Annotated in this window: 23 protein-coding genes; 7 read left to right on the plus strand and 16 right to left on the minus strand. The window is 63.0% G+C overall.

Annotation, left to right across the window (positions count from 1 at the left end; genetic code table 11):
- Window positions 1-66 precede the first annotated feature (66 nt).
- The 9 genes from ACZ5U1_RS14180 to ACZ5U1_RS14220 all read right to left on the minus strand — a co-directional run bounded on the left by ACZ5U1_RS14180 (window position 67) and on the right by ACZ5U1_RS14220 (window position 10,994).
- A complete protein-coding gene (locus tag ACZ5U1_RS14180; protein WP_464780552.1) occupies window positions 67-2,010 on the minus strand; it encodes a flavin-containing monooxygenase in 1,944 nt (647 codons plus the stop codon).
- 75 nt (window positions 2,011-2,085) lie between these two features.
- Window positions 2,086-2,745 (minus strand): TetR/AcrR family transcriptional regulator, encoded by a 660-nt coding sequence (locus tag ACZ5U1_RS14185; RefSeq protein ID WP_464780553.1) that lies wholly within the window; start codon window positions 2,743-2,745, stop codon window positions 2,086-2,088.
- Window positions 2,745-4,016 carry a sulfotransferase family protein gene (locus tag ACZ5U1_RS14190; protein ID WP_464780554.1) on the minus strand — a complete coding sequence of 424 codons (1,272 nt, stop codon included), beginning with the start codon at window positions 4,014-4,016 and terminating at the stop codon, window positions 2,745-2,747. Before ACZ5U1_RS14190 ends, ACZ5U1_RS14185 begins: the two co-directional genes overlap by 1 nt.
- A gap of 33 nt (window positions 4,017-4,049) precedes the next feature.
- A complete protein-coding gene (locus tag ACZ5U1_RS14195) occupies window positions 4,050-5,129 on the minus strand; it encodes a zinc-dependent alcohol dehydrogenase (protein ID WP_464780555.1) in 1,080 nt (359 codons plus the stop codon).
- A 170-nt stretch (window positions 5,130-5,299) separates the two neighbouring features.
- A protein-coding gene (locus ACZ5U1_RS14200; protein WP_464777875.1) for an IS630 family transposase occupies window positions 5,300-6,246 on the minus strand; the annotation gives its coding sequence in 2 pieces (ribosomal slippage) (window positions 5,300-5,910 and window positions 5,910-6,246; 948 coding nt in all).
- A gap of 128 nt (window positions 6,247-6,374) precedes the next feature.
- Window positions 6,375-7,811: an NAD-dependent succinate-semialdehyde dehydrogenase gene (locus ACZ5U1_RS14205; RefSeq protein WP_464780556.1), complete on the minus strand. Its 1,437-nt coding sequence runs from the start codon at window positions 7,809-7,811 to the stop codon at window positions 6,375-6,377.
- A gap of 133 nt (window positions 7,812-7,944) precedes the next feature.
- A complete protein-coding gene (locus ACZ5U1_RS14210) occupies window positions 7,945-8,868 on the minus strand; it encodes an acyl-CoA dehydrogenase family protein (RefSeq protein WP_464780557.1) in 924 nt (307 codons plus the stop codon).
- Between the two features lie 13 nt (window positions 8,869-8,881).
- Entirely contained in the window at window positions 8,882-10,036 is a 1,155-nt protein-coding gene (locus tag ACZ5U1_RS14215) for an acyl-CoA dehydrogenase family protein (RefSeq protein ID WP_464780558.1), read from the minus strand.
- A gap of 88 nt (window positions 10,037-10,124) precedes the next feature.
- Complete coding sequence (locus tag ACZ5U1_RS14220) at window positions 10,125-10,994, minus strand: LysR family transcriptional regulator (protein WP_464780559.1); 870 nt, start codon at window positions 10,992-10,994, stop codon at window positions 10,125-10,127.
- Window positions 10,995-11,099: 105 nt separating this feature from the next.
- On the opposite strand from ACZ5U1_RS14220, the gene ACZ5U1_RS14225 reads away from it, so the two are divergent.
- The 5 genes from ACZ5U1_RS14225 (at window position 11,100) to ACZ5U1_RS14245 (ending at window position 16,192) form a co-directional block, all read left to right on the plus strand.
- Window positions 11,100-11,900, plus strand: coding sequence for a crotonase/enoyl-CoA hydratase family protein (locus ACZ5U1_RS14225; protein ID WP_464780560.1), 801 nt, complete (start codon window positions 11,100-11,102; stop codon window positions 11,898-11,900).
- Window positions 11,897-13,141, plus strand: a complete 1,245-nt coding sequence (locus tag ACZ5U1_RS14230) for a CaiB/BaiF CoA transferase family protein (protein WP_464780561.1) — start codon at window positions 11,897-11,899, stop codon at window positions 13,139-13,141. The genes ACZ5U1_RS14225 and ACZ5U1_RS14230 overlap by 4 nt, the downstream gene beginning before the upstream one ends.
- A 230-nt stretch (window positions 13,142-13,371) precedes the next feature.
- On the plus strand, window positions 13,372-14,271 hold the full coding sequence (locus ACZ5U1_RS14235; protein WP_464780562.1) for an NAD(P)-dependent oxidoreductase: 900 nt from the start codon (window positions 13,372-13,374) through the stop codon (window positions 14,269-14,271).
- Between the two features lie 12 nt (window positions 14,272-14,283).
- Window positions 14,284-15,138, plus strand: coding sequence for a sugar phosphate isomerase/epimerase family protein (locus tag ACZ5U1_RS14240; protein ID WP_464780563.1), 855 nt, complete (start codon window positions 14,284-14,286; stop codon window positions 15,136-15,138).
- Window positions 15,139-15,253: 115 nt separating this feature from the next.
- The gene (locus tag ACZ5U1_RS14245) at window positions 15,254-16,192 is read left to right on the plus strand and encodes an AEC family transporter (protein ID WP_449469512.1); all 939 of its coding nucleotides are present in this window, start codon (window positions 15,254-15,256) and stop codon (window positions 16,190-16,192) included.
- Here ACZ5U1_RS14245 and ACZ5U1_RS14250 read toward each other — a convergent pair.
- On the minus strand, window positions 16,189-16,926 hold the full coding sequence (locus ACZ5U1_RS14250; RefSeq protein WP_464780564.1) for a helix-turn-helix domain-containing protein: 738 nt from the start codon (window positions 16,924-16,926) through the stop codon (window positions 16,189-16,191). The genes ACZ5U1_RS14245 and ACZ5U1_RS14250 overlap by 4 nt on opposite strands.
- Window positions 16,927-17,049: 123 nt before the next feature.
- Between ACZ5U1_RS14250 and ACZ5U1_RS14255 the strand changes: the two genes are divergently transcribed.
- Window positions 17,050-18,120, plus strand: a complete 1,071-nt coding sequence (locus ACZ5U1_RS14255; RefSeq protein WP_464780565.1) for a Rieske 2Fe-2S domain-containing protein — start codon at window positions 17,050-17,052, stop codon at window positions 18,118-18,120.
- Window positions 18,121-18,150: 30 nt separating this feature from the next.
- Window positions 18,151-18,921 (plus strand): SDR family NAD(P)-dependent oxidoreductase, encoded by a 771-nt coding sequence (locus ACZ5U1_RS14260; RefSeq protein ID WP_464780566.1) that lies wholly within the window; start codon window positions 18,151-18,153, stop codon window positions 18,919-18,921.
- Window positions 18,922-19,035: 114 nt separating this feature from the next.
- Here the strand turns inward: ACZ5U1_RS14260 and ACZ5U1_RS14265 are convergent, their stop codons facing one another.
- From ACZ5U1_RS14265 to ACZ5U1_RS14290, 6 genes are all read right to left on the minus strand, one after another.
- Window positions 19,036-19,977, minus strand: coding sequence for an IS110 family RNA-guided transposase (locus tag ACZ5U1_RS14265; protein WP_464777874.1), 942 nt, complete (start codon window positions 19,975-19,977; stop codon window positions 19,036-19,038).
- 344 nt (window positions 19,978-20,321) lie between these two features.
- Window positions 20,322-21,356, minus strand: coding sequence for an SDR family oxidoreductase (locus ACZ5U1_RS14270; RefSeq protein ID WP_464780567.1), 1,035 nt, complete (start codon window positions 21,354-21,356; stop codon window positions 20,322-20,324).
- A 310-nt stretch (window positions 21,357-21,666) separates the two neighbouring features.
- A complete protein-coding gene (locus tag ACZ5U1_RS14275) occupies window positions 21,667-22,344 on the minus strand; it encodes a hypothetical protein (protein WP_464780568.1) in 678 nt (225 codons plus the stop codon).
- Window positions 22,345-22,469: 125 nt separating this feature from the next.
- On the minus strand, window positions 22,470-23,549 hold the full coding sequence (locus ACZ5U1_RS14280; protein ID WP_464780569.1) for a Rieske 2Fe-2S domain-containing protein: 1,080 nt from the start codon (window positions 23,547-23,549) through the stop codon (window positions 22,470-22,472).
- Window positions 23,550-23,789: 240 nt separating this feature from the next.
- Complete coding sequence (locus tag ACZ5U1_RS14285) at window positions 23,790-24,779, minus strand: ParB/RepB/Spo0J family partition protein (protein ID WP_464780570.1); 990 nt, start codon at window positions 24,777-24,779, stop codon at window positions 23,790-23,792.
- Window positions 24,780-24,808: 29 nt separating this feature from the next.
- Window positions 24,809-25,972, minus strand: coding sequence for an EAL domain-containing protein (locus ACZ5U1_RS14290; protein ID WP_464780571.1), 1,164 nt, complete (start codon window positions 25,970-25,972; stop codon window positions 24,809-24,811).
- Window positions 25,973-26,037 lie beyond the last annotated feature (65 nt).

Here is a 26,037-nt window from a genome sequence, read left to right on the forward strand (position 1 = left end):
CAGAAACGATAAGAGCCGGTCCTTCCAGACCGGCTCTTATCCTATGTCATTCCTTTCGACCCGCGATCAGTGCAGTTCGAAATTCTCCTTGGCGGGACCACGTGTCTGGTTCCAAAGGTCCACCAGTCGCCACGGCCATGACAGGAATACTCGGCCTGTCGAGTTGTTATAGTAGCTGTTCGCCCGTGGGTGGGTCCAGATCATATTCTTCATCTGTTCCTCGACCTCCCGGTTCCACTGTTCGAACGCCTGCTGCGTGGGTTCGACAGCACGAGCGCCGCTTTCATTGATCCAGTCCAGGCATTCGATGATGTAGTTGACCTGCGCTTCGGAAATCAGGTTCTGGCCCGCCGCATGGTTGGGCGCGCTATTGGGGCCAACCGTCATGAAATAGTTGGGATAGCCCGGCACGGTCACGCCCAGATAGGAACGCGGGTCGTCCTTACCCCATTCGTCGCGCAGCGATCGGCCGCCCTTGCCGTGGATTTCCAGCTTGCCCATCATGTTGGCGACGTCGAAGCCAGTGGCGCAGACGATGATGTCGAACTCATACTCCTTGCCGTCCTTGGTGCGGATGCCCTTGGGCGTGAAGCATTCGATGCCGCCATCTTCCAGCGTGACATTGGGCTGCTTGAGCGCGTCGAACCAGCCCGCGTCCAGGATGATGCGCTTGGAAAAGATCGGGAAGTCCGGCGTCAGCTTTTCCTTGAGGTCGGGACGGTCGTGGAACTTCGCTTCCAGATGGGCCAGCGCCCACTGCCGCGCGCCTTCATTGGCCGCCGACACGGACGGGCTGTCGACCGGCCATTCGGGGTCCTTCACGACATTGGCGTAGAGGCCGTCGGCCGCGAACCAGTAAACGCGGAAGCGGAACCATTCGCGGAAATGCGGGATGTAGCGCAAGGCGAACTTCATGCCCGGCGACACCTCATGATTGATCTCGGGATTGTAGATCGACCAGTAGCGCGTGCGCATGAAGACGGTGAGATCGCTGACCTGATCCGCGATCGCGCCGATCAGCTGCGCGGCGCTGGCGCCGGTGCCGATGATGCCGACGCGCTTGCCCTCGATCCGGACGGACGGATCCCAGGTCGCGGTGTGCATCATCTTGCCCTGAAATTCCTCGCGGCCGGGAATGTCGGGCCACTTCCAGCGATTGACCGGACCATGGGCATTGATGACGGCGTTGGCGCGGATGACTTCTTCCGTGCCGTCCTTGCCGCGAACGGTGACGTTCCACACTGCCTCGGCATCGTCATAGCGCAGGGCGACGACTTCGGTATTGAAGCGGATGTTGCGGCGCAGGTCGTACTTGTCGGCCACGTGCAGCAGATATTTCTGCATATCGACGCCCTTGGGATGGTAATGCGACCATTCGGGCGTGATTTCGAAGGAATAGGAATAGAAGTGGCTGGGCGTATCGACGCCCACGCCGGGATAGCGGTTTTCGTACCAGGTGCCGCCGACTTCGGGATTCTTTTCGATCACGATATGCTCGTAACCGGCTTCTTCCAGTTTCAGCGAGGCGGCAAGGCCGGTCATGCCGGCGCCGATGACCAGCACCTTGAAGTCCGGCTGCGGTGCCACACGGCCTTCGATTTCCTTGCGCGGCTTGGGCAATTTGAAACCGATCTGGTCGAACAGCAGCGGCAGGAATTCGTCAGCCACTTCCTCGCCCACGCCGACGCTCATCATCCGCTTCATCAGCGCGTCGGAGGGATCATCCTCGCGCGCGGCGCCAGGGGTCGTCAGCACGTGGAGCAGCTTGGCGCGTAGTTCCTGGCTATATTCGGTGGGGATTTCGGTGTTGGGAACGGAGAAAGGCGGTTTGATATAGTTGCCGAAAATGTCCAGCATCGCCGCGTCGTGGGTCAGATGCACATAGACCATCAGCAGCGTCTGGATATTGGCTTCCTCCAGCGCGTTGCGCAATTCTTCGCTATCGGCAAGCGGCAGGCTACGGTCGTGCCAGTCTCGTGCCATTACCGCGCCATCGACATGTCCAACCATCGTCCTGAAATCCTCTCCGACTCATTCGTTTGTGAGTAAACGCTTACTTATGGATAATGAACATCGTTTTTTGAGTCAATCCGTCCTGTTCCGGCGCCCCGCGCACCCTTGAAGAAAGGTGCGCACGGCCATGCTCACATGACCCTCGCATCCACTTTCATCCGGGAGCGCGGCATCGATCAGCAGGTAATTATGAACCGGCATCAGCAACATGGCGAGGAGCAATTTCGCAGCCGCCATCCTGTCACCATTTGCGATCCCGGCCCGCTCAAGATGGTTCGCCAAGGGCAGGATGAGATAATCATCCTGACTCTGCCGGATCATCGGGCCGAATTCGGTGAACTCATGCGCTTCCCGCAACAACAGCCGCGCCATGCCGATGGTCGATGGCCTGGTAAATTCCATCAGCAGCGCGATCCCGAAAGCACGCAGATCCGCTTCCGGTTCAGCAGGATCGCTAAGTTGGGGCAGGGGAAAACGCTCTATCCCCGCAGCAAGGCAGGCGCGGAAAAGGGCCGCCTTGTCCTCATGCCAGAGATAGAGGGAGCGCTTGGAGACACCTGCCGCCTGCGCGATCGCATCCATGGTGACCGCACGATAGCCCTGGCGGATGAACTCCTCACGCGCGATCTGCAACAGACGCCGCTTCTTCGCGAGAGTCTGGTCTGCCCGGCCCATCCGCGTCGGGACAGGCACCGATTCCACCTCAGCAGATGCGGTTGCGGACGTCCCCATCAGGCCTCATGCCGCACTGGAAAGCGGTCATAGTAAAAGGCGAAGCGTTCCCGTGCGGCGGCTTCGTCCAGGCCGAACACGCCTTCGAGGTCGTAGATCACCTTGCCATGCTTGTTCCGCGGATTTTCGTTGAGATAACCAAGCAGCTGATTTTCGACCTCTGGGGTCAATTCCAATCCCGCCAGCGCGTAAACCTCCCGCATCACCCGTTCCTGATCGGCCATATATTCGTGGAACAACAGGTCGACCGACTGGTCCGGCCCCCATGCGTCCCGCTGATCGACACAGGCGCGCAGCAACCGCTCGATCCGGTCCAGCCAGAGGCGGGCAAGCGCAGGAGGATCGACCGGATCGCGGCGGATACGGTCGCTATAGCCAAGCATGGTGGTCAGCGACCGCAGAACAGCGATGGGATCACGATGCGTGATGACCATCGTGGCATCGGGGAAAACAGCCTTGATCGCGGCCAGATTTTCCATGTGCTGCGGTGATTTCAGCAGCCAACGATTAGGCCCCCGGTGCCAGGTGAGCACCTGCAACACCTTCTTTTCATAGGCATAGCTGGGGGTCCGGTCATGGGCGAAATAATGGTCGATCCAACGGGGAATGCGGGACTGGAACTCCCAGCTGTAACAGTTGAGATCCATATAGAGCAGCTCATTATCCTCATGGATCGATGCTGCATCCATGCCGTGCATCGCCGCCATGTGGGGCAGCATCGCCTCGAACGCGCTCCATAGTTCGGCACTGCGGGTGATACGCGGGTCAACTTCGCCGGGCGCAAGTTCGCGCACCTGGACGGGCTCCTCGGCTTCCCACAGCGTCAGGGACCGCAGACGCTCATCCCGCGCGAGCCAGTTGACGAGATGCGTCGTACCCGAACGCGGCAGCCCCGCGATGAACAGCGGACGATCGATCTGGATGTCGAGGATTTCCGGATGCCGCTTGACGATATCCTCGATCCGAAGACGGTTCACCATCACGCGCACCAGATGGTCGAGCAGGGTGATGCGGCCGCCACGGGTCAGGCCTTTATCCTCATCCCACGCCTGAAGCGTCACCGCCATGCGTTCGCGAAAGCTCTGATCCTCACCGAAATCATCAAGGCCGCCGGAATTGGCGATGGCCTGGACCAGAACATCGTCCACAGTCATGCGATCAGGCCGGTCGGCGGGTCCCTGACGGGCTGCGGCGATCATCGGCGTGACGATCGGGTCCGCCATGTCGTCGATATGAATTTCCTGCGGCTCGGGCAGCATGGCTTCGCTCATTTTATGAATCCTTTGGCGTGGCTGAAACCAGCTTCACGCAGCCTGTGGGAAAGTGACGATGACCTTGGCCGATGCTTCGGTATCGGCGGCGATGCGGAAGGCCTCGTCCAATTTATCGAATTCGATACGATGGCTGATCAGCGGATCGACATTGATCTCGCCGCTGGCCAGCATCTGGAGGCATTCGTTGAACTCATCCTCGCGGTCGGTTGCGATAGATCCGGAAATGCTGAACTCGTTGGCCATCATCTTCCACAGATTGACCGGCATCGGCTTTTTGTGAAGCGCGACGATCACGATCCGCGCGCGGAATTTGGCGACGTCGAGCAACTCGGCCAACGGCGGCTGCGCTCCGGCGGCGTCGATGATGACGTCCGTGCCGACAAAGGGCATGCCGAACCTCTCACCGGTTCCGTGCGCCTTCCCGATCGCCTCGACCAGCGGTTCGCGCGAGGGATTGACGGTGACGGCAGCGCCAAGCTGGCGAGCGCGTTCAAGCCGGGCATCCGAAAGATCAGCGATAAGAATGTCCTTCACGCCACGATGGCGAAGGCAGATGACTGTGCAGAGGCCAATCGGACCCGCGCCGAGGATCACCACCTTGTCGCCCGGCTGTACCCGGCCGATATTCACACCATGCAGACCGACGGACAGGGGCTCGGCCAACGCCGCTTTTTCAAGCGGGAGGCTGTCGGGGATGGGGCAGATGTCTGATCCGGCGCGCGCATCGGGCACAAGGATGAACGAAGCGAAGGCGCCCGTCGGCCCGCCCCCACCGATGAGGCCCGCGTCGGGATTGACGGCACAGCGCTGGCCCGGCTGAATGCCATGCACCTGCGCCCCCACCTTTTCCACGATGCCTGCAAATTCATGGCCGATCGGCAGGGGTTCAGCGAGCGGCGCGCCGCCGCCCAGGCCACCTGCGGCAACATAGCCCAGGTCGCTACCACACACGCCGATGGCGCCGATGCGCACCAGCACATCACGGGGACCGACGACCGGCATCGCGACCTGATCGACGCGCATGTCGCCAACGCCATGAACGCGCGCCAGCGGCATGGTTGCGGAATTTTGCTGATCCGGATTAGCGCCCGCGCCTTGGGAATCGCTCATGACGTCCTCTCCTCACTTTTTTGTTCGGCGAAACTGGTAAACCAATCAGTTTCCGAGTCAAGAAGGGAAACGGCTGACGGCGGGCCGAATGTAGCGCGAACGAAAACTGCCCCGCACCTTTTGACAGGCACGGGGCAGCATCATTCGATCAGCATTAGAGCGGTTTTCGATCAGTCTGGATCATAGCCGCACGAGCTGAAGTAGTTGGCACATTCGGCGGGCTGGAAGATGTCCACGAGCCTGCCGATGAGGCCCCACAGGCCGCTGACGGTGCGCTCACCTGCTTTTCGGAGCATGGCCTTGAGGCGAGAGAAGGCCTTCTCGATCGGGTTGAAGTCGGGGCTGTAGGGCGGCAGGAAGCGCAGCGCTGCCCCTGCCGCCTCGATCCGGTCGCGGACAGCGGGGCGCTTATGGCTCGACAGATTGTCCATGATGACGACGTCGCCAGGCCGCAGCTCCGGTACGAGAACCTGCGCGACATAGGCTTCGAACCAGTCACCGTTGATCGGACCGTCCAGCACCATCGGTGCGACCATGCCGCTCATGCGGAGGCCCGCGACCAGCGTGGTGGTCTTGCGATGGCCATGCGGGTATCCCATCCGCAACCGCTCGCCTCTGGCACAACGGCCGTGACTGCGGGCCATGTTGGTGGCGGTCCACGTCTCGTCGATAAACACCAAGCGTTCCGGCTCCAGATCGACCTGGTTCTCGAACCAGTCGTGGCGCTGCCTCAGGACGTCGGGGCGGTCTTGCTCGATGGCATGCCCAGTCTTTTTTTGCGCGTCATGCCTCGTCGGGCGAAGAAGCGGTGCAGCCCGGCAACCGACACCGTCAGGCCCGCTTCGGCCAAGGCAATGCGCAGTTCTTCGAGCGAGATGTCCTTGCGCGCCTCCCACAAGGCCAGGATATCGGCGGCTCGCTCCTCCACTCGGCGGGATCGCATGTCGCCGCCTTGCGGCTTGGGAGCGAAGGCGCCGGTTTCCAGACGCTGCGCCTGCCAGCGAATGGCTGTCGATGGCGCAACCCCAAAGCGCGCCGCCGCTCCTCGGCAACTCAGCCCGCCATCAATCGCCGCCAGAAGCCGCGTGCGCAAATCCATCGACAGAGGGTGACCCATCCATGCCGGCCTCCTTCACCAGCACAGATTCTGAATCACAAATCAGACCGGAGGGAAATCCCTCATCGATTCAAAACGGTCGAAAACCGCTCTAAGCGGCCCCTTCGCGCCGGGGCACGACGGCTATTTCATCCGATTTTGGCGGAGATGAGGAAGGGCCGCAGATAGGCTTCCATGCCTTCGCTGCCGCCTTCGGACCCCATGCCGCTGTCGCCGACGCCACCAAAGGGCGTTTCCGGCATCGCCATCGCGAAATGGTTGATGCCCAGCATGCCCGCATGGATGCCTTCGGAAATCTTGCGTTCGGTGCTCATGCTATTGGTGAAGGCATAGGATGCAAGGCCATAGGGCAGCCGGTTAGCCTCCGTCAGCGCGGCGTCGATATCATCGACCGGCATCACGAGCATGAGGGGGCCGAACGGCTCCTCATTCATCGCATCCATTTCGGGCGTCATGCCTGACAGGACAGTCGGCTGGAAGAAATAGCCGCGATTGCCGATCCGCGACCCGCCGGTTTCGATCTTCGCACCACGTTGCACCGCGTCCGCCGCCAGCGCCTCGATCTTGGAAAGCTGGCCTGCTGTCGTTAGCGGCCCCATCTGCGTGTCCGCAGCCATGCCGTCACCGACGCGCAGCTTGCTGGCCACTTCGGTCACGCCCGCGACGAAATCGGCATAGAGCGGCTTTTCGATCAGGAAGCGCGTGGGCGATACGCAGACCTGGCCTGCATTGCGGAACTTGAATTCCGCCGCCAGCGGAACGACCGTGGCAAGATCGGCATCACGCGCGACGATCACCGGATTATGTCCGCCAAGCTCCATCGTCACCTTCTTCAAGTGCTGCCCGGCGGCGCTTGCGAGCAGGCGGCCGACGCGGGTCGATCCCGTCAGCGTCACCTTGTGAATTTCCGGCGCCGCGCAAAGGGTGGCGGAAATCGCAGCGGGATCACCCCAGATCACGCTGATCGCACGGGGCGGCAGGCCAGCGGCCAGCAGCGCCCGGCCGATGCGCCAGCCCGCACTGGGCGTTTCTTCGGCGCACTTCAGAATGACCGAACAACCTGCCGCCAATGCTGGTGCGACCTTCTGCATGACGGTCCATGCCGGGAAGTTCCACGGCGTGAAGGCCGCGACCGGGCCGACCGGACGGCGCTGCACCGCCCAGCGCATGTCGCTCGCCCGTGTGGGGATCAGACGTCCGTAAGCGCGGCGGCCTTCTTCCGCATACCAGTCGAGCAGGTCGGCAGATCCCAGCCATTCGCCCCGCGCCTGCGCCAGCGGCTTGCCGCCTTCGCGCGTCATTTCGGCGGCGGCTTCGTCAGCCTCTGCGCGCATCAAGTCGGCGGCGCGGCGCAGTACCTTGCTGCGTTCGAAGGGCGAGATGGCGGACCATTGCGCGAAACCCTCAACCGACAGGCGCGCAGCTTCAGCGGCTTCTTCAGCCCCGCAGGACGGCAGTGTCGCGATCAGTTCCTCGGTGGCCGGGTTGACCAGCTGTATCGTGCCGAGCGAACCCTGGCTGCGTTCCTGACCGTCGATGATGGGACGGGGCGTCGAATTGGTCATGTGCTTGATCCTCCAGGTCCGGCATGCGCTGCAAAGCTCATCCACTGGACAGCTGCGCGCGCATTAGTTGGCGGCCTCTTACCCTTCCCGCCATGGAAGGGACAAGACCCAGCCGCCAATGAAAAAGGCCCGTTCAGGCCCCGCGAATGAAGTCGGCGGTCGGCGATGCGGCGGACGCCAGCCTCAATTCGCCCAGAACACCGGCCCAATAGCTTTCCGACCCATCGGCCAACCGCCATCCATGCAGTCGGCGGGTGAGCAGTTGCAGGTCATATTCCTCGCTGATGCCGATGGCGCCATGCACGGCATGGGCGATCGCCGCAACCTGCCCTGCCGCGAGGCTGGTGCCATGCTTGGCGATCGCGGCGTCGGTGAGCTTTGGCTGAAGTCCCGAGCGCGCGCCGATCGCGGCAGCGATGCGGGCGGCTACGGCTTGTTCGGCGAGGACGGACAATTGCTGCTGCACTGCCTGCTGCTTGCCGATGGGCTTGCCGAACTGGACACGCTCATTGGCATAGGCGACGGTCATTTCCATCACCCGACCCGCCGCGCCGGAGATCAGCTGCGCGCGCAGCACAGCAGCGATGGGGCGCAATGCGGCCCCGTTCAGCCCGGCCACATAGGCGTCGCCATCATGCGGAACGCCGGTCGGCTCGACCTTTGCGGCGGTCAGCACCGGCGCGTCCGGGGTGCCCGACAGGATGTGCGAGGCGACTGCGGCGAAGGGCACTGCGCCCGCGCCGGTGGCGATGGCGATCGGGCCTTCGGGCGCTTCGATGCCAGCTGCGGCGAGGAGCGCACGGGCGATCATCGTATCGCCGACCGGCAGAGGGACGGCATGGCGACCGAGCAAGGCGATCAGCGGCGCGGCGTCCTCCAGCGAGAGCCCTGCCCCGCCCGACTCTTCGGCGACGAGGGCGTCAAGAAAACCGGATTCGACAAAGGCATTCCACATCGGGCTGCTGTCGCCACCCTGCTCGACCTCGCGGATCGCGGCGGGGGTGCAGGCGTCTTCGATCAGGCGAGCGAAGGGATCGATCAGTTCGGACATGTCCATGAAGTGGCTCCCTTCAACGCAGGCCAAGGCCGCGGGCGATGATGCCGCGCAAAATCTCGCGCGTGCCGCCACGCAGCGAGAAGCTGGGCGCGATATGGGTTACGTAAAGCAAAGTGCGGTACAGTTCGGGATCGACCGGCTCGTCCGGGTTAGCCGCCAGATCATCGCCGATCAGCTGCGGCACAGCCTGTTCGAAGCTGGTGCCGAGGTCCTTCATCAGCGATGCTTCGACGACCGGGCTTTCCCCCGCCACCAGCCGCGCCGTCACCGCGAGCGACATTTCGCGCAGCACCGCCTGTTGCGCCATCAGCGATCCGACGAGGCGCAGCGTTGCGCTGTCCTTCCGCCCGACCGCCTCCAGATGGCGGACCCAGGCGTCGATCAGCACGACGGAGGAATAGATGCGTTCGGGGCCGCTGCGTTCGAAGGCCAGCTCGGCGGTGACCTGCTTCCACCCCTGCCCTTCCGCACCGATCAGCGCGTCGGGGGCGAGGCGGACGTCTTCGAAGAAGACTTCGGCGAAATGCGCGTCGCCGGTGAGATCGACGATCGGACGGATGGTGATGCCCGGCGCCTTCAGATCGACGATCAGCTGCGACAAGCCCTGCTGGCGATCGGCGCTGGTGCCCGATGTGCGGACGAGAGCGATCATGTAATCGCTGTGCATCGCGTTCGTGGTCCAGATCTTCTGGCCATTCAGCAACCAGCCGCCGTCCGGCTGCTGATCGGCGCGGCTGCGGACGCTGGCGAGGTCGGAGCCGGAGCCCGGCTCGCTCATGCCGATGCAGAAAAGCGCTTCGCCCTTTGAAATGCGGGGGAGGTAGAAGCGGCGCTGTTCTTCGGTGCCATAATGCAGGATCAGGGGACCGCTCTGGCGGTCGGCGATCCAGTGACCGGCGACCGGGGCGCCTGCGGAGAGCAGTTCTTCGACCACGACGAAGCGGGTGAAGGGGCCGCGGCCGACGCCGCCATATTCCTTGGGAAGGGAGAGACCGAGATAACCCGCCTGCCCCAGCTTGCGGCTGAAGGCGGCGTCGAAACCCTGCCAGGATCGGGCGCGGCGGTGTACCGGCAGTTCGGCGATGGCTTCCTGGATAAGAGCGCGGAGGGCGGGGCGGATTGCCTCATCCTCGGGCGGCAGGGTGGAAAGGGTCAGTGTTTCGAACAAGCCGGCCTCGTGAAACCATTAAGGAAGTGGCGAATAGATCGCGTTTTGTGACTTTATAGTCCAATATCGAATTTTGGTTATTCGATATTCAATGACTATCGGAGGCGATGGCGGCGAAGTTTTTGGCTAGTGGGCTAGCGTCGCGGGGGAGGGCTACGCCGGTGAGGACGGGCACTTGGCTCGCAAGGCGGACGAGGCGGACGCCTTGGGGCACTGAGCCTGCGGCGCGGGAGGGGACGAGCGCGACGCCGAGACCGGAGCGGACCAGGGCGAGGACGGCGCTCAATTGCGCGGCTTCCTGCGCGACGATGGGCATGAAGCCGGCCTTTTGACAGGCGGTGAGCGTGATCGAGTGGAGGACGCTGATGCGGCTTTGCAGGATGAAGGGTTGCTGCGCCAGATCGCCCAGTTCCACGCTGTCCGCATCGGCGAAGGGGCTGCCTTCGGGCAAGGCCGCGTGGAGTTCGTCGGGGTCAATGACCTGCGTGTCCACGGCCGCGATCTGGAGCAGCGGCAGGCGGACGAGGCCGACGTCCAACTCGGCGGCGGCGAGTTTTCGCGCGATTTCGGCGCTGGTCGCTTCTTCCAGCACCAGTTCGACGGCGGGATAGCGGCGGCGATATTCGGCGATGAGGCGGGGGAGCAGTTCGAAGGTGGCCGATCCGACAAAGCCCACCCGCAACTGACCGCGTTCCCCCGCCGCGCCTTCCCGCGCGGCTTCCCGGAAACGATCGGCCTGCGCCAAGGTCGCCCGCGCCATGTCGAGCGAGGCACGGCCCGCCGCCGTCAGCGTAACGCCGCGCGCGCTTCGCACGAACAGAGCAGCGCCCAGTTCGTCCTCCAGCTTGCGGATGGCGACGGTCAGCGGGGGCTGCGACATATTGAGCCGCTCCGCCGCGCGGTGGAAATTGCCGGTTTCGGCAAGCATGACGAAATAGCGGAGCTGGCGCAGTTCCATGATAGCTTTCATATATCGAACAATCGAAAATCAATATTAGCTTGATAGGGAGCGAGCGCCTAGCGTCGCCGCGAACTTTTCATGTTTGGATTGGGAGAGCCCCGCTTGGACCCGTTTCTTCTCGTCGAGCGCGACGGCCCCGTCGTCATCGCCCGTTTGAACCGCCCCGAAGAACGCAACACCATCACCGAGGTCGCGCATAGCGAGGAGATCGTCGATTTCTGCCGCCAGATGGTGCGCGACAATTCGGTGCGAGCGATCGTCCTGACCGGCAATGGCAAGGCGTTCAGCGCGGGCGGCAATGTCAAATATATGGCCGAGCGTTCCGGCATGTTCGGCGGCACGCCCTATGAGATCCGCAACGCCTATCGCACCAGCGTGCAGATGATTGGCCCGGCTATCCATGAACTGGAAGTGCCCATCATTGCGGCGATCAATGGCCCGGCGATCGGCCTTGGCCTGGACATCAGCTGCATGTGCGACATCCGCCTGATGGCCGACACCGCCGTGGTTGCGGAAAGCTACGTCAAGCTGGGCATCATTCCGGGCGGCGGCGGCGGGTGGCTGTTGCCGCGCCTGATCGGGCCGCAGCGCGCCAACATCATGACGCTGACCGGCGATGCGATCAATGCGCAGACGGCGCTGGAATATGGGCTGGTTGCCGAAGTGCTGCCCGCCGACAAGCTGATGGACCGGGCGCTGGAACTGGCGGGCAAGATCGCCGCCAATCCGGGTCATGCGACGCGCATGGCCAAGCGGCTGATGCGCGAAGGCGCGGACATGAAGCTGACCACGCTGCTGGAAATGGCGGCGGGCTATCAGTCGCTCGCCCATTATACCGAAGATCATCATGAAGCGATCGCCGCCTTCCTTGGCAAGCGCGCGCCGGAGTTCAAGAACAAGTGAGCGATCAGCAGACCTCAACCGGTCCCTTGGCGGGGATCAAGGTACTCGACCTGTCGCGCGTATTGGCGGGGCCGTGGACCACGCAGATTCTGGGCGATCTGGGCGCGGACGTGATCAAGGTGGAGCAGCCGGGGCAAGGCGACGACACGCGGCGCTGGGGGCCTCCCTTCCTGGACGACGGGTCGAAGGACGCGGCCTATTATCTGTGCGCGAACCGCAACAAGCAGTCGGTCGCCATCAATCTGGCCGACCCGCGCGGCGCCGACCTGATCCGCGAGATCGCGCTGGGCGCGGACATCGTGGTCGAGAATTTCCGCGTCGGCGGGCTGAATAAATATGGGCTGGATTATGCGTCGCTGTCGGCGATCAATCCCAAGCTCATCTATTGTTCGATCACCGGCTTTGGTCAGGATGGGCCGTACAAGGATCGCGGAGGTTACGACTTCCTGATTCAGGGCATGAGCGGGCTGATGTCGATCACCGGCCGTCCCGACGGTGAGCCGGGCGGCGGGCCGATGAAGGTCGGCATTCCGATCAGCGATCTGGTGACCGGGCTTTATTCGGCGATTTCGATCCTCGCAGCGCTCGCCCATCGCGATCGCACGGGCGAGGGCCAGCATATCGACATGTCGCTGCTCGACACGCAGGTGGCGCTGCTCGCCAATCAGGCGTCCAATTATATGAACGGGGGCATGATCCCCCGGCGGCTGGGCAATGAGCATCCCAATACGGTGCCCTATCAGGATTTCTCCTGCTCTGACGGCGACATATTGGTGGCGTTGGGCAATGACCGGCAGTTCCGCAGCTTCTGCGATCTGATCGGGCGGCCGGACCTGCCGGACGATCCGCGCTTTGTCGACAATGGCAACCGGTCGCCCAACCGCAAGGCGTTGCAGGATGAGATGGGACCAGCGATCGCCAAGTGGAAGTCGGACGATCTGATCGCAGCCATGGAAGCGGCGAAGCTGCCGGGCGGACGGGTCAATGAGATACCCGACATCCTTGCGGACGAGCATATCGCCGCGCGCGGTGTAATCAAGGACATGGTTCGGTCGGACGGCACGCCGGTCAAGGTGCTGGGCTATCCGGGCAAATTTTCCAAGACGCCCGCCGATTACCGCCGTGCGCCGCCGCGTTCGGGGGAAGATACGCGCGATGTGTTGAGCGACGTGCTGGGATTGTCCGAAGGGCAGATCGCGGCGCTTGTCGAAGCGGGGGTTATCGCGGAGAAGCTGCATTGATTTTTGCGCGCAGAGGCGCAGAGGACGGTGATTATGGCCCTTCCCCTCCGTCACCCCGGCGAAAGCCGGGGTCCGCTTTTTTCGCGGTGCCGTGAGCGTAGCGGGACCCCGGATCAAGTCCGGGGTGACGAAGACGGCAGGAGTACCGCTCCGCTTCGCTCTTGATAGATCGGGAAACAACAGTTCATCATGCCGGGGACGCCCGGCTCAAGATTGAGAGGATTTACAGCATGACCACCAAGATCGGTTTCATCGGGCTGGGCGCCATGGGTCTGCCCATGTCATCGAACCTTCAGCGCAAGGGCTTTGCGGTCACGGTGTACGACATCGACGCGGAGAAGATGGACAAGGTGGCAGCGCTGGGCGCGGCCAAGGCCGCCACCGTCGCCGAGGCGAGCCGGGGCCAGGACATCGTCATCACCGTCCTACCCGCGACGCAGCATGTCGAAGCGGTGGTGCTGGGCGAGGACGGCGTGCTGGCCAACATCGACGCGGGTGCCGTGCTGATGGACCTGTCCACCATTGACGCCAAGGGGACGGACCGGGTCGCGGCGGCCTGCGCGGCCAAGGGCATCGGCTTTGTCGATGCGCCGATCGGCCGTCTGGCGCTGCATGCCGAGCGCGGGGAATCGTTGTTCATGGTCGGCGCGGAGGACGCGGAATTCGCGCGGGTCGAACCGGCGCTGAAGGCGATGGGCACCGACATCTTCCGCTGCGGCAAGCCGGGCATGGGCAGCCGTATGAAGGTGATCAACAATTTCATGCTGCTGTCGACGGCGCAGATCGTCGCGGAATCGATCGCGCTGGGCACGAAGCTGGGCCTCGACATCCAGACCATGCATGACGTCACCGGCAACACCACCGCACGTAACGGCCAGTTCCATGTGCTGATGGTGAACAAGGTGCTGAAGGGCGATATGGAGCCCGGCTTCACCATCGACCTTGCCTTCAAGGATTTGAGCCTTGCCATGAATGCGGCGGCGGAAAACCGCGTCGGCCTGCCCATGGGCGCGGCGGCGCATGCTGCGTTCGGTGGCGCGCGGGCGACGGACTATGCGAACAAGGATTATTCGGCGCTGCTCGACTACGCCTGCCGCAACGCCGGTGTCGAAACGCCGCGCATGGATTGATCCGGAAAGGCCGTGAGCGCGCCGCAACTGATCGCCACCTGCTGGACCACGGCAGGCAATGTCCGGCCCGACCGGCCGGACAATCTGGGCCGCTTTCCGCTGGAGCAGCGGATCGAGGCAGCGGCGCGCGCGGGCTATGCGGGGACGGGCTTCTGGCTGGGCGACCTACTTGCCTGGGAGGCGAGTGGGCGGGACTATGGCTCGCTCAGGCGGCTGCTGGATGATGCCGGGCAGAAGATCGTTGAGCTGGAATATCTGGCGGATTGGTTTGCTTCGGGGGAGCGTCGCGATCGGTCGGATGCGGCAAGGGCGGAGTTGTTCCGCGCCGCCGATGCGCTGGGCGCGCGGCATATCAAGGTGATGCCGCCCTTCCTGCCCGACGATCCGGCGGGTGACGATCTGGCTGGCGAGTTTGCGGTGCTTTGTGCGCAGGCGGCCGATCATGGACTGATGATCGGGCTGGAGATGTTGCCCTTCTCGATGTTGCCGAACCTGGGTGCCGCGTTGGAGATGGTGGCTGCGGCGGATGCGGCCAATGGCGGGCTGCTGGTCGATATCTGGCATGTGATGCGCTCTGGCGGCACGATGGAGGAGGTTGCGGGGTTGCCTGCGCGTTTCATCATATCCGCTGAACTGTGCGACGCGACGATGGCGATGCAGGGCGAGATCACGGAAGATACGATGCGCCACCGCAAGCTGTGCGGCGAGGGTGAGTTTGATGTGCCGGGCTTTATCCGCGCGATGGGTCTGGCGGGTTATGACGGCCCTTATGGCGTGGAAATCCTGTCCGATGCGTTTCGCCAGCTTCCGCTGACCGAAGCCGCGCGGCGCAGCTTTGAGAGCAGCGTGGCGCAGTTCGTCCCTTAGCTGATTGTCCTACGCGCACTGACGATTGCGCAGAAAGGCGTTTCCGTCGCATCCGCCCTGTCATAGGAGGTGCATCGCGACGGGAGCGACGCCGTCGAGCATGAGGGCGCTTTTCATGGCTGTGACGATTTTGGGCGCGTTGGTCCCGGTATTCGGGCTGATCCTGATCGGCTATGTATGCGGGCGCTATGACATATTGGGCGATCGCGCGTTCGAGGTGCTGAACCGCTTCGTCATCGCCATCACCCTGCCCATCCTCACCTTTCGGTCGATCGCGCATATGGACCCGAGCAATCTGGCCGTGCCGGGCATGTTCATCGCGGTGACGCTGGGCGCGCTAATCACCTATGCGCTGGCCTTTGCGATTGCGCGGCGGTTCGGGCGGTCGGGGGCGAATGCGAATATCGCGGCTTTGTGCGCCTGTTTCAGCAATACGGGCTTTATCGGCCTGCCGGTGGCGACGCTGGCCTGGGGACCGGAAGCGGTCGCGCCGGTGTCCGTGACGATGCTGATCTACTCGGCGATCGTGTTCACGGTCGGTCTGGTGATGAGCGAGGTGACGGCGAGCCAGGGCCATGGGGTGGGCACGGGATTGAAGCTGGCGGCGCGGTCGACGGTGCGCAATCCGTTGATCCTGATGGCGGTGCTGGGGTGCGTCTGGTCAGTGCTGCGCCTGCCGCTGACGGGACCGGCCGACATATTGATGCAGACGCTGGCGCAGGCGACGGCGCCGTGCGCGCTGACGGCGATCGGGATTTTCATCGCCCTGCCCCGGCGCAGCGCGACGCCCGGACCGATCGGGCGGGTCGTTGCTTTGAAGCTGCTTGTGCAGCCGCTGATCACGGCGGGGCTGTTGTGGATGCTGCCGCCGATCCCGCCGCTTTGGGCGAAGGTCGCGATATTGATGGCGGCGATGCCGTGCGGCGCGTCGAGCTTTGTGCTGGCGGGGAAGGCGGGGCGCTGGGCGATGGAACTGAGCGCATGGGCGGTCATGCTGACGACGACGATGGCGTCGATCACGCTGATCGGGATGCTGTGGTGGCTGGGGGCTTAAAGGTCTTCGGTAACGCGCGCCATTGCCAAGGGGCGGACGAGCAGGAACAGCGCGGACCAATCGCCGGTGTCGGCGGCGGCTTCGCGTTCCTGTCGGGCGATGAGATAGGCGTCGTCGCGTAGCCGCTCGAACAGGGCTTGCACCCGGTCGCGGCCGTTGGGGCCGAGCCAGAGCATGTCCGAAACATAGCGGGCGTCCCCCACCAGCAGTGAGGGGCCGAGGAAGAAATGCTTCACCACGCGGTTGAAGGCTTGGTCGAGTGGGCCGCCCGGGCGCCAGCGGACGGCGCGGCTGGTGAGTGGGCGCAGGCGGCCGCCGGGCAGGCGGTCGACCAGGCCGAGGCGCCGCAGCCGCTCGATCGCTTCGTCCAGGGTCGCCGTGTCGATGCCGAGCGTCGACTGGCACTCCGCCCGCTGCGCGCCGTTGAGGACGAGGAAGAAGAGCAGCGCGAGGCTGCGGTCGGCGGCGAGGACGCGCTCCTGCGCCAGGGTGAAGCGATCCGCGCCGCTGTCGGCTGATCGGGCGAGCAAGTCGCGCACGTCGATGCCGATGGCAAGGCAGATGCGATCGAGATTGTCGAGCGTCAGCCCCTTGCCCCGCAGCCAGCGCCACAGAGTTGGCTCCGCGACCTCCATGCGGGCGGCGAGGTCCGCGACCCGGACGCCTTGCACGCGCAGTTCGTGGCGGAGTTGGGCCAGGATGGCGGCGACGCCGGGGCTTTCATTTTGGGGCATGTCTGAAGTCCGATCGTTAGGTGATCGCATGGGATCATATAATGATTGCTGGGGGCAAGCGTGAATTGATCCGGTGGCGTCCTTATCCCACTATGCGCGCGAGATAAGAGAGAGGATGGACGGATGGCGACCACGGCCGACTATGGCTTGGGCGAATATACTTTTCCCCGTGGCTGGTTCATGATCGCACGGGGAGAGGATGCCGTAGCCGCGCCCACCGCGCTGCGCATGTTCGGGCGCGATTTGGTGCTGTATCGGGGGGAGAGCGGGCGTCCGGCGCTGCTCGATGCCTATTGCCCGCATATGGGCGCGCATCTGGCGGCCGAGCAAAGTTCAGGTGCGGGCGCGCGGCGGATCGAGGGGGACTCGATCCGTTGTCCCTATCATGCGTGGCGCTTCGGGCCGGATGGCATTTGCAACAATGTGCCCTATTTCGACGGGCCGCTGCCCCCGGCGGCGCGGGTGCGCGCCTATCCGGTGGAGGAGCGGTTTGGATGCCTGTTCGCCTGGCATGATCCGGAGCAGATGGAGCCGGACTATCCCCTGCCCGACCTGCCGGAATGGGAAGATGCCGCCTGGGTGCGCTGCATCTATGATGATCTGGGGCAGATCCCGGTCCATCCGCAGGAGATTATCGACAATCTGGTCGATGCGCGGCATTTCGGGCCGGTGCATGGGCAGCGGCTCGCCTATTTCAACTCGCGCTTTGAGGGCGTCACCGGACGGCAGCTTTCCGGCGGAGGTCATGAGACGATGACCAGCGAGGGCGGCGTGCTGGATGTCGATGCCTATTATACTGGGCCGGGCATATTGATCGCGCGCTTTTCCGGGGAGACGGACGCGGTACAAATCGTGCTGCATACGCCGGTCGAGGATGGCGTGACCCATGTGTGGCATGGCATCATCACGCGCGGACGGCAGGTGCCGCCTTCCGCAGAGGATGTCGAATTGCATGGGCAATATCAGCAGCTTGGCCTGTCCGCCTTCTCGCAGGATTTCAAGATTTGGCGGACGAAGGCGCCCGCGTTGCAGATATTGCGCCTGCCGACCGATGGGCCGTTCCACCGCAACCGCGCCTGGTATCGGCAATTCTACAATCCGCGCGCGCAGGCGGCGGGCCATCAGGGGCGCGCCAATGGCGACCATGCCACCAAGGGGCTGGATCAGGCGCCGACCGCCGCAGCGGCCGAATGACATTCATAACAAACAGAGGATAGTATAGAAATGAACAGGGATTTCCCGGAGGGCGCGGCGCTCATCTTTGGCGGCAGCGGCGGGATCGGCAAGGGCGTGGCGGTCGAGTTCGCCAAGTCGGGCACGGACGTCGCCATCTGCTATCGCAGCAAGAAGGATGTCGCAGAGGCGACGGCGCAGGCGATCGAAACGCTGGGCGTCAAGGCCAGCCTGCATCAGGTCGATGTGCGGGATCGCGCTTCGGTGGACGCGGTCGTCGCGTCCGCCACCGCTGCTCATGGCCGCGTGCATAGCGTCGTGTGGGGCGCGGGGCCGCTGGTGCCGCAGGTCGCGATCGCCGAATGGAGCGATGAGCAGTTCCGGCAGGCGATGGAGGTCGAAGTGTTCGGCTTTTACAATGCCGCCCGCGCCTTCATCCCGCACATGCGCGAAAAGGGCGGCGGTTCGTTCGTCCATCTGGGATCGGCGGGGCATGACTGGTGGCCCAAGCTCGATGGCCTGTCAGTCGCGCCCAAGGCGGCCAATGAAGCGCTGATCAAGGGCATCGCCAAGGAAGAGGGTAAGCACGAGATCCGCGCCAATTCGGTGCTGGTCGGCGTCATCGACGCGGGCATGTTCCATGAACTGACCGCGCAGGGCGTGTTCGACGATTATTGGATCGCGGAGACCAAGAAGCTGCTGTGCCTCAAGCGCTGGGGCCAGTCGGAGGATATCGGGCAGGCGGCGGTGTTCTTCGCATCCGAACGCGCGCGCTATGTGACGGGTCAGGTGATTTCAGTATCGGGCGGCTTCGGGGTCTGATGCTGTCGGAGGGAGGGACTACCGGTCTCTCCCCCCCCTTGGCGCTTCGGGGCGTATCCGGCAGGGTTCGGCTGGCGTCCTTTGTGTCAATGCGACCTAGAGTATCCGTGATGATCAAGCTGGAGATTGCATCCAGCATCGATCGGCTTTGAGCAGGGCGTTCGCGGTGACGACGAGCTTTCGCATGACGGCGGTGATGGCGATCTTGGCGGGCTTCCCGGCAGTAACGAGCTGCTGATATTTTGCCTTGAGATCGGGATTGTACCGGGCGGCGACGAGGGCCGGCATATAGAGAGCCTGCCGCACGTTGGCGCGTCCGCCACGGATGAAGCTCTTGCCTTTCCATTGTCCGGACTGTCGAGCGACGGGGGCGAGACCGGCGAGGGATGCGGCCTGCTTATTCTCGAGGCTGCCGAGTTCGGGCATGGTGGCGATGAGCTGGTTGGCGGTCAGCGTTCCGACGCCGGCGATGCTGGTGAGGATCTCATGCCGGCGGGCGAGCGCGGCATCCGCGGCGATCAGGTTGGCGATCTCGGTATCGAGCGCCTCGATATGCCGATCGATCTGCTCGAGCCGCTGCCGGCACTGGCGCTTGAGGAAGGCGATGGTGAGGTTCTTCTCGCGATTCTTGAGCGCGGTGCGATCGCGCACGAGGCCGTCTCGGGCATTGATGAGCTCCGCCATCTGCGCCTGCTGTGCGCTTCGAGCGGGTCTGACCGGCGGCTGCAAGGTGGCCGCCATACGGGCCAGCAACATGGCATCGATGCGATCGGTCTTGGCCAGAGTGCCAGTCGCTTGGGCGAAGCGCCGGGCGCGCTCTGGGTTGAGCTTAACGCAGGGCCAGTCGGCCAGAGCCGCCTCCAGCGCTCGATGGTAGGTTGCGGTTGCCTCATAGGCGATCCGCTCGACCGGCCATTGTCGCAGCCAGGCGATCAGCGCCTTGTGGCCCTTGGCGGTGTTGGCGAACTGACGTTCGGCGCCGGCAGGGTGGACATGGCAGTCGAGGCTCGCTTTGGAGATGTCGATGCCGATCGTCTGTGGTAGATTGTCGCTCATCTTTTCCGCTATCCCATGCTTGTCATCCGGGTCCAAAACCCCGGTATCCGTTCGGGCCTGATGGAAAAGAAAGGGGCGATCCTACTCTAGCCCGGTCCCACAACGACCGGCGTTTTCACGATCCGTCCCCTTCCGCCCGGGCCGGGGTGGCCACCCCGGCCCGGGCAATCCAGCATGACCCAAACGGACCGCAATGTCATAAGACAAGCATGATCCGATCAGACTGAATCGGATCACGCTCTATTTGTCTTTTGTTTTCCGCATTTTCCGAGCCAGCAGATGATGCCATCTGCTTCGAAAATGCTCTATCCTTCGAAAGCTGCCTCGATCTTGCAGCCGCGCGGCTATGGCTGGAGGCCGTTATCAACGCGACCAAGAAGCGATTGCGCCGTCGCCAGCACCGCTTGTTCCACCGGCTTGAATGACACACCCGTCAGTTCGGACACATAATCGGCATCAGCAATGGAGCGAATGCCAACTTCGGCGCGAATAGTTCTTACGCCTGGTACAAGAAGCTTCATGAGCTTGACGAAAAATGGAGAAAATTCCGACTGGGGTATTTTATCCTTAAGCTCTGGATATTCCCTGCTGAGAAGCTGGGCTATCTCTGCGAACGACATGGTTCCGCTGCTTCCAATCAGGCGTCGCCCACCCGCCTCTTTCAAGGTCATGGCGACAACATGCAATTCTGCCAGGTCGCGAACATCCACCAGCGGATTAGCGATCGGGAGCGTCTTTGGCATGGTGCCTTCCAGCATCATCTTGATGATCTCGGTCGATGTGCTGCCATCCTTGCCTATCGTAGGCCCCACCACGACGCCGGGATTGATGACCACCAGCTTGTCTGGTCCCGCCTTTTCTGCCCAGTCCCACGCCGCAAGTTCAGCTCTGGTCTTGGAAACACTATAGGGGTGGGTTTGCGACCATTCCGGATCGGTCCAGTCCTTCTCGGAGAAGTGAAATTCCGTTTTCGGGCGTCCGGCACGATACATCATCGCCGCTATGGATGACGTCAAAACAACGCGTTTGACTTTGGCCTTGAGCGCCGCATCCAGCACACGCCTTGTTCCGCCAAGCGCCTCTGGCACCAATGCTTCCTTGTGACGGGGCTGTTCAAGCGGGAAAGGCGACGCGACATGTTGAACATAATCGCAACCTTCTACCGCAGCGTCCCACCCATCATCTGATGTCAAATTGGCAATGGCAAAGCTGAGATTGTCGACATTTGCGCCAGCTTCCATCAAATCCTTGCGAACATCATCTTCCTTTGCCGATGAACGCAAGGTTCCTCTTACCTTATAGCCCTTATTCAATAGAGCCAAAGCCACATATTTGGCGACGAAACCACTTATCCCGGTAACGAGTACTGCTTCGCTCACTTCACTCTCCAGTTACACAGCGATTGTGGACCGCGCCCGCCGACGACACGCTGATTGGATGATATAATAGAAAACCGCAATATCTGGAGGCAGGCTGGAGCCGGGACGATTCGGGGATACTGCCGATCATCGCCGCTATAAGGATCGGTGAAGGGGGTGCTTCTGTGCGAACCGAGCTTGTTCATGACGGTCACGAAGCTCAGCGCAATGACTATGCTCAAAGCGCGCCGCATTAAATCAAACGCTGGTCCGGGTGGGCGGAAGCGCGCAGCCCGCAAAGACATGCGGGCTGCCTCTATCCCCTAGCCTTTTAGAGTTCGACCACCGACAGGATGTGGCTGTCAAAGCCCGGCCACACATAGTCGAACTCCAGGATCAGCGTGTCGCCGATCTGGCCGCTCGTCAGCAAATCCGTCTCGACGAACAGCTGCAGGCCGTTGCGGCCATAGGCATAGCGGGTGACGTTGCCGAAGGCGGGTGACGCGTCCAGTTGCGCGTCGATTTCCGCATTGCCCTGACGGGGACGATTGACCTTTACCTTCAGGCGGCCCTTCAGGTCCGGATCATTTTCGTTCGCGTCGATGAGGGCGAGCGTCATCTTTTCGATCACTTCGAAAGAATCGACCAGCGTGCCGATGTGGAACGTATATTCGGGATCGGACTCCACCGCCTCGCGCAGCGCGGCAACCGCTGCATGTTCCTTGTCCGTGCCATAGCCCAGCGCTTCGCGCGCGGCCTTGTTCAGCGCGGCCTGCGCTGCGGGCAGCGCGGCGAGGTAAAAGATGCCATCGCCGCGGCTGCGGTTGTCGTTATGCACCACGAAACGATAGAAGTTTCCCTGGGGAAAGGGCAGCATCTGCGTTTCCACGAAGCCCAGAAGCTTCAGCAGCTTGGCCGCGACAGGGCCGTCCTCCGCATTCGGATAATATAGGGCAACATGCCCCATCGAACGCATGCAATCCTGTGCCTCTACCGCCAACGTCGCCATTTTTCGTGCCTCCTGATCCGGCCGCTCACACGGCTGTCATTGCCTGGAAAATCCGCCCGATCGGGCCATCCATCCTGAACGCGGTTAGTTGCGCCAAGCGACCGCTGACGCAACCTGCTCCGCCATTATGCCGCCTGCGTGGAACTACGCTTGTCGAGTGTGACATGCAGGCCGTTGGTGCGCTTGTGCATGTCGGGCGTCTTGTCGCGGGGATTGTAGAACTGCTTGTACCAGGTCCGCACCTTGCCATAGGGGCCGTCATTGGGAATGACGAGCGGGTTGAGGCAGGCGCGCTTGTTCTGCCAAATCTCGACATCCTGCGCGAAGGCGAGGCGGCTGCCTTCCTGATATTCGAGCGCAGCGGCGCGGAGGTCATCGGTGACCGGAGCCGAGCCGTCATTCACCTGCACCATCAGGCCATGCCAGACGCGGATCTTGCCATCCTCGATCGGGGTGTGGGTGATCATGATGAAGCTGTCGAACGTCCCCGCCATCTCCGACTGGAGGATCGAGGGGCCGGTATACCAGGTGTCGAGCGTCAGCACGTCATCGGGGTTCTGCACCAGCGTGCGGTGCCCGGCGGCATAATATTGGTGGACGATGTGATCCTTGAACTCATTGGCGAAGTAGACAAAGTCCTTCGCGCCATGGATCGGGATGAAGTGGCCAAAGTCGGCCATATTGTCGACCACCTCGATCGGATGGATATCAAGATCGCCCATATAGTCGATCTTCCAGTTGACCCAGCCGGGCGCATCATAATGGCCGCCGAAATCGGGCAGGTCGAAATTGGGTTCGAGGCCTTCGGGATCATGCCAGATCCAGATCGTGCCCGCCCGTTCCATCGCGGGAAAGGTCTTGAGCTTGGCTGCCTTGGGCACGAAGTCGGAATAGGGGATGTTCTTGCACTGGCCGTCGGGGCCATATTGCCAGCCGTGGAAGGGGCAGCGGATCGACTCGCCCTCCACCTGCTCGCCATCGCGCACGATATAGCTCGTCGTGTTCTTCGCCAGATGCGCGCCCATGTGCGGGCAGTAGGCTTCCGTCACATAAACCTTGCCGCTCTCGCCACGGTACATCACCATGTCCTGGCCCAGATAGCGCATCGCCTTGGGCGTGCTCGTCGCCTCGGCGCTCTCACCCACCATGAACCAGCCACGCGGAAAGGTGAAGTCTCCCAGACGATAGTCCGACGATGTCGCCATTTCTTGATCCTCTCACTCGCTACCTGACGTAGCAGGGCGGGCCGTTCGCCCATATGAACCATATGGCGATCAACCCGACCACGATAACTGCTGCCATATAATTTACGCAAAGCCATCCGCCCGCGCAAGTTACTTATCGCCAATAAGCTTGAACCGGCCCTTAATACTGCGCATTGGAGAAACGGCCGCCCGGCGTCACCCCGACGTTGCGTACGCGCAAAATTCGTGCGCCATGGTCGCTCAGGCCATCGCGCGCGCTGCCAATATGGTTTCTCGTAACGTCGCGAACAAGGCGTCAAGGTCAACATCGTTGGGGACGCTGACGTCCAGCATGACGGCCCCCTTGGCGACCCTTGCCCGCCCGATGCGGTCGCTGCCGGTGAGGACCGGGATCTCGCTCATCTCTTTCGGCCGTCTCGCGGCGGCCTGACGCAATCGGGACAGCACCGTTGCGGATGGCAGCATCGCCCCGTCACCCGCCGCCCGCGCCTGCTGCTCCCCTGCTATGGCCCGCGCTTCGGCGATCAGGTCCGCCCGCTGCTCATGCCTGCGCAGCAGCGGGGTCAGCAATTCGGAATAGCGGACCTTCAGATCTTCCTTCGTGGCGAAGGCCTGGATCACCTCTTCGGGCAGTTGGGCAAGGGCGAGCAGGCGGCTCAGCTGGCTGTTGGACAGGCCCAGGGCCTGCGCCATGCGCGACTGGACGCCGCCATAGAAGCGGTCCACCGCTTGTTGATAACTGCGCGCGCGGTCGAGTTCGCAAATGTCGGCTCGTTCCCGATTCTCGATATCCGCGAGACGGAAGGCTTCCTCGTCGGACGGCTCGACCAGCAGCGCGTTGAGGCGCAATTCAGGGCGGCCATTATGATTGAGCCAGTCGATCGCAAAGCGGCGGCGGCTCCCGACCAGCAATTGATAGGGCTGTTCCGACGCGCCGGGGTTCGACCGCACCAGCACGGGAATGCGGTTGCCGCCTTCGGTCGCTATGGATTCGATCAGCGACCGGCAGCTGTCGGGATTGAGGCCCGGCTGATCGCGCGGATTGCCGTCCCAGACCACGCATTCGTCCGGCCGGATCAGCATCGGCGCCCGGCTGTCGATCCTGGCCTCGGCAAAGCTGGTGAGCCGGTCGTCCAGGCGACCCAGCGCCTCCTGCTCCGCCATGGCCGCGCGACCGGTTTTGCCATCGCGGGACAGTGTCGCCATCATCTCCCGTATCAGGGCCACCATTCCATCCATCCTCCGTTGCTGGGACTGCACTAGCGCCATGTCCCCTGCCCCGCCCGGTGGACTGCGTCCGTAATGGTGCGAGTGAGGGGCGGCGGAAGCCTTCTTTGCGTGTACGCAAAAGCGGGATCAGCGCAGAATGACTCGGCGCCATCGACGATCACGGTCGATGTCATGGTGCGGGCAAGGCCCAGAAGATAGACGACGCGCGACCGGTTGCTTTCCGATGCGCAGGCCGTGTGCAGGAACGGGCGGTCGAGCTTCACCATATCGGGGGAAAGTGCCATCAGCTGCCCGACCGAGGCGCGGCCCGACCCGAAGCGCGATACCGATATCCGGACGCCCAGCGCGCGCAAGGTCCTGACGAAGGCCAGCGCGTCGCGAAACAGGACGATGTCGCTATTATCGCTGATCTCGATCACCAGCCGCCGTGCGATTTGGGGGGCGTGTCTTAGCCGGTCGAGCAGTTCGCCCCAGCCCGCCCCCTCGCCATGCAGGTTGAGCGACAGGCTCTGGGGCGAAAGCGCTACCGACAGGCAGGCGGTAGGGTCGCTCTCCAGTTCGCGCAGCACGTCGCGCACCAGCAATCGGTCAATCAGATGGGCCAGGCCGAGCCGCTCTAGCGCGGCGTAGCTTGTGGCGCAGTCGACCTGCTCGCCGGTTAGCGTCGCTTCATGATATAGGGTGGCGCCTTCGTTCTCGGCCCGCGACACGGGGCGCCAGCGGAGGAAGGCCGTGCCGTCCTGCACCTGATGCAAGAGGGCGGCCGCCTGCGCCATGTCCTTGCGATACAGGGCTGTGGCCTCGCCGGGTCGGATAGCGATAGCCCCTTGATGAAGGCTGGAGGCGGCGAGCCGGGCGCGCGCCTCCGCTTCCCCGGTGGCGGCATGGCCTGCGGATATGGACAGCAATATATCCCGCCCTTCGTACCTGAACGGTTTGCTGTCGAGTGCCTCGCAGAGGCTTTCGACCAGCCTTCCCATGGGCAGGGACCGCATGAGCGGATAGCGCGCGGTCAGCGTGATCCGGCCCCCCTCCACGCCGCGAAGATTGATGCGGCCCAGATGCCGACGGGTGGCATGGACAAGGTGATCGATCGCGCCACAGGCGGCACCGGCGCCATAGGCCGCTTCGATCGCGTGAATATTATTGAGACTTATGACGAGCAGATGCTCGGCCTGATGGGGTTTCGTCAAAGGCAGATCCTTTCAGTGAACCCGGCGCACAAGGAAAGGGACGGAAAGGTTCGAGGAGGCGGCGC

The sequence above is a fragment of the Sphingobium sp. TomTYG72 genome (assembly GCF_055394715.1).

Bases quoted from the DNA above. Each gene is read 5' to 3' on its own strand.
- ACZ5U1_RS14180 (WP_464780552.1), bottom strand. From the start codon at position 2,010: ATGGTTGGACATGTCGATGGCGCGGTAATGGCACGAGACTGGCACGAC.
- ACZ5U1_RS14190 (WP_464780554.1), bottom strand. From the start codon at position 4,016: ATGAGCGAAGCCATGCTGCCCGAGCCGCAGGAAATTCATATCGACGAC.
- ACZ5U1_RS14195 (WP_464780555.1), bottom strand. From the start codon at position 5,129: ATGAGCGATTCCCAAGGCGCGGGCGCTAATCCGGATCAGCAAAATTCC.
- ACZ5U1_RS14260 (WP_464780566.1), top strand. From the start codon at position 18,151: ATGAACAGGGATTTCCCGGAGGGCGCGGCGCTCATCTTTGGCGGCAGC.
- ACZ5U1_RS14275 (WP_464780568.1), bottom strand. From the start codon at position 22,344: ATGGCGACGTTGGCGGTAGAGGCACAGGATTGCATGCGTTCGATGGGG.
- ACZ5U1_RS14280 (WP_464780569.1), bottom strand. From the start codon at position 23,549: ATGGCGACATCGTCGGACTATCGTCTGGGAGACTTCACCTTTCCGCGT.
- ACZ5U1_RS14265 (WP_464777874.1), bottom strand. From the start codon at position 19,977: ATGAGCGACAATCTACCACAGACGATCGGCATCGACATCTCCAAAGCG.
- ACZ5U1_RS14220 (WP_464780559.1), bottom strand. From the start codon at position 10,994: ATGGAACTGCGCCAGCTCCGCTATTTCGTCATGCTTGCCGAAACCGGC.
- ACZ5U1_RS14245 (WP_449469512.1), top strand. From the start codon at position 15,254: ATGGCTGTGACGATTTTGGGCGCGTTGGTCCCGGTATTCGGGCTGATC.
- ACZ5U1_RS14205 (WP_464780556.1), bottom strand. From the start codon at position 7,811: ATGACCAATTCGACGCCCCGTCCCATCATCGACGGTCAGGAACGCAGC.
- ACZ5U1_RS14210 (WP_464780557.1), bottom strand. From the start codon at position 8,868: ATGGACATGTCCGAACTGATCGATCCCTTCGCTCGCCTGATCGAAGAC.
- ACZ5U1_RS14185 (WP_464780553.1), bottom strand. From the start codon at position 2,745: ATGGGGACGTCCGCAACCGCATCTGCTGAGGTGGAATCGGTGCCTGTC.
- ACZ5U1_RS14285 (WP_464780570.1), bottom strand. From the start codon at position 24,779: ATGGTGGCCCTGATACGGGAGATGATGGCGACACTGTCCCGCGATGGC.
- ACZ5U1_RS14250 (WP_464780564.1), bottom strand. From the start codon at position 16,926: ATGCCCCAAAATGAAAGCCCCGGCGTCGCCGCCATCCTGGCCCAACTC.
- ACZ5U1_RS14255 (WP_464780565.1), top strand. From the start codon at position 17,050: ATGGCGACCACGGCCGACTATGGCTTGGGCGAATATACTTTTCCCCGT.
- ACZ5U1_RS14235 (WP_464780562.1), top strand. From the start codon at position 13,372: ATGACCACCAAGATCGGTTTCATCGGGCTGGGCGCCATGGGTCTGCCC.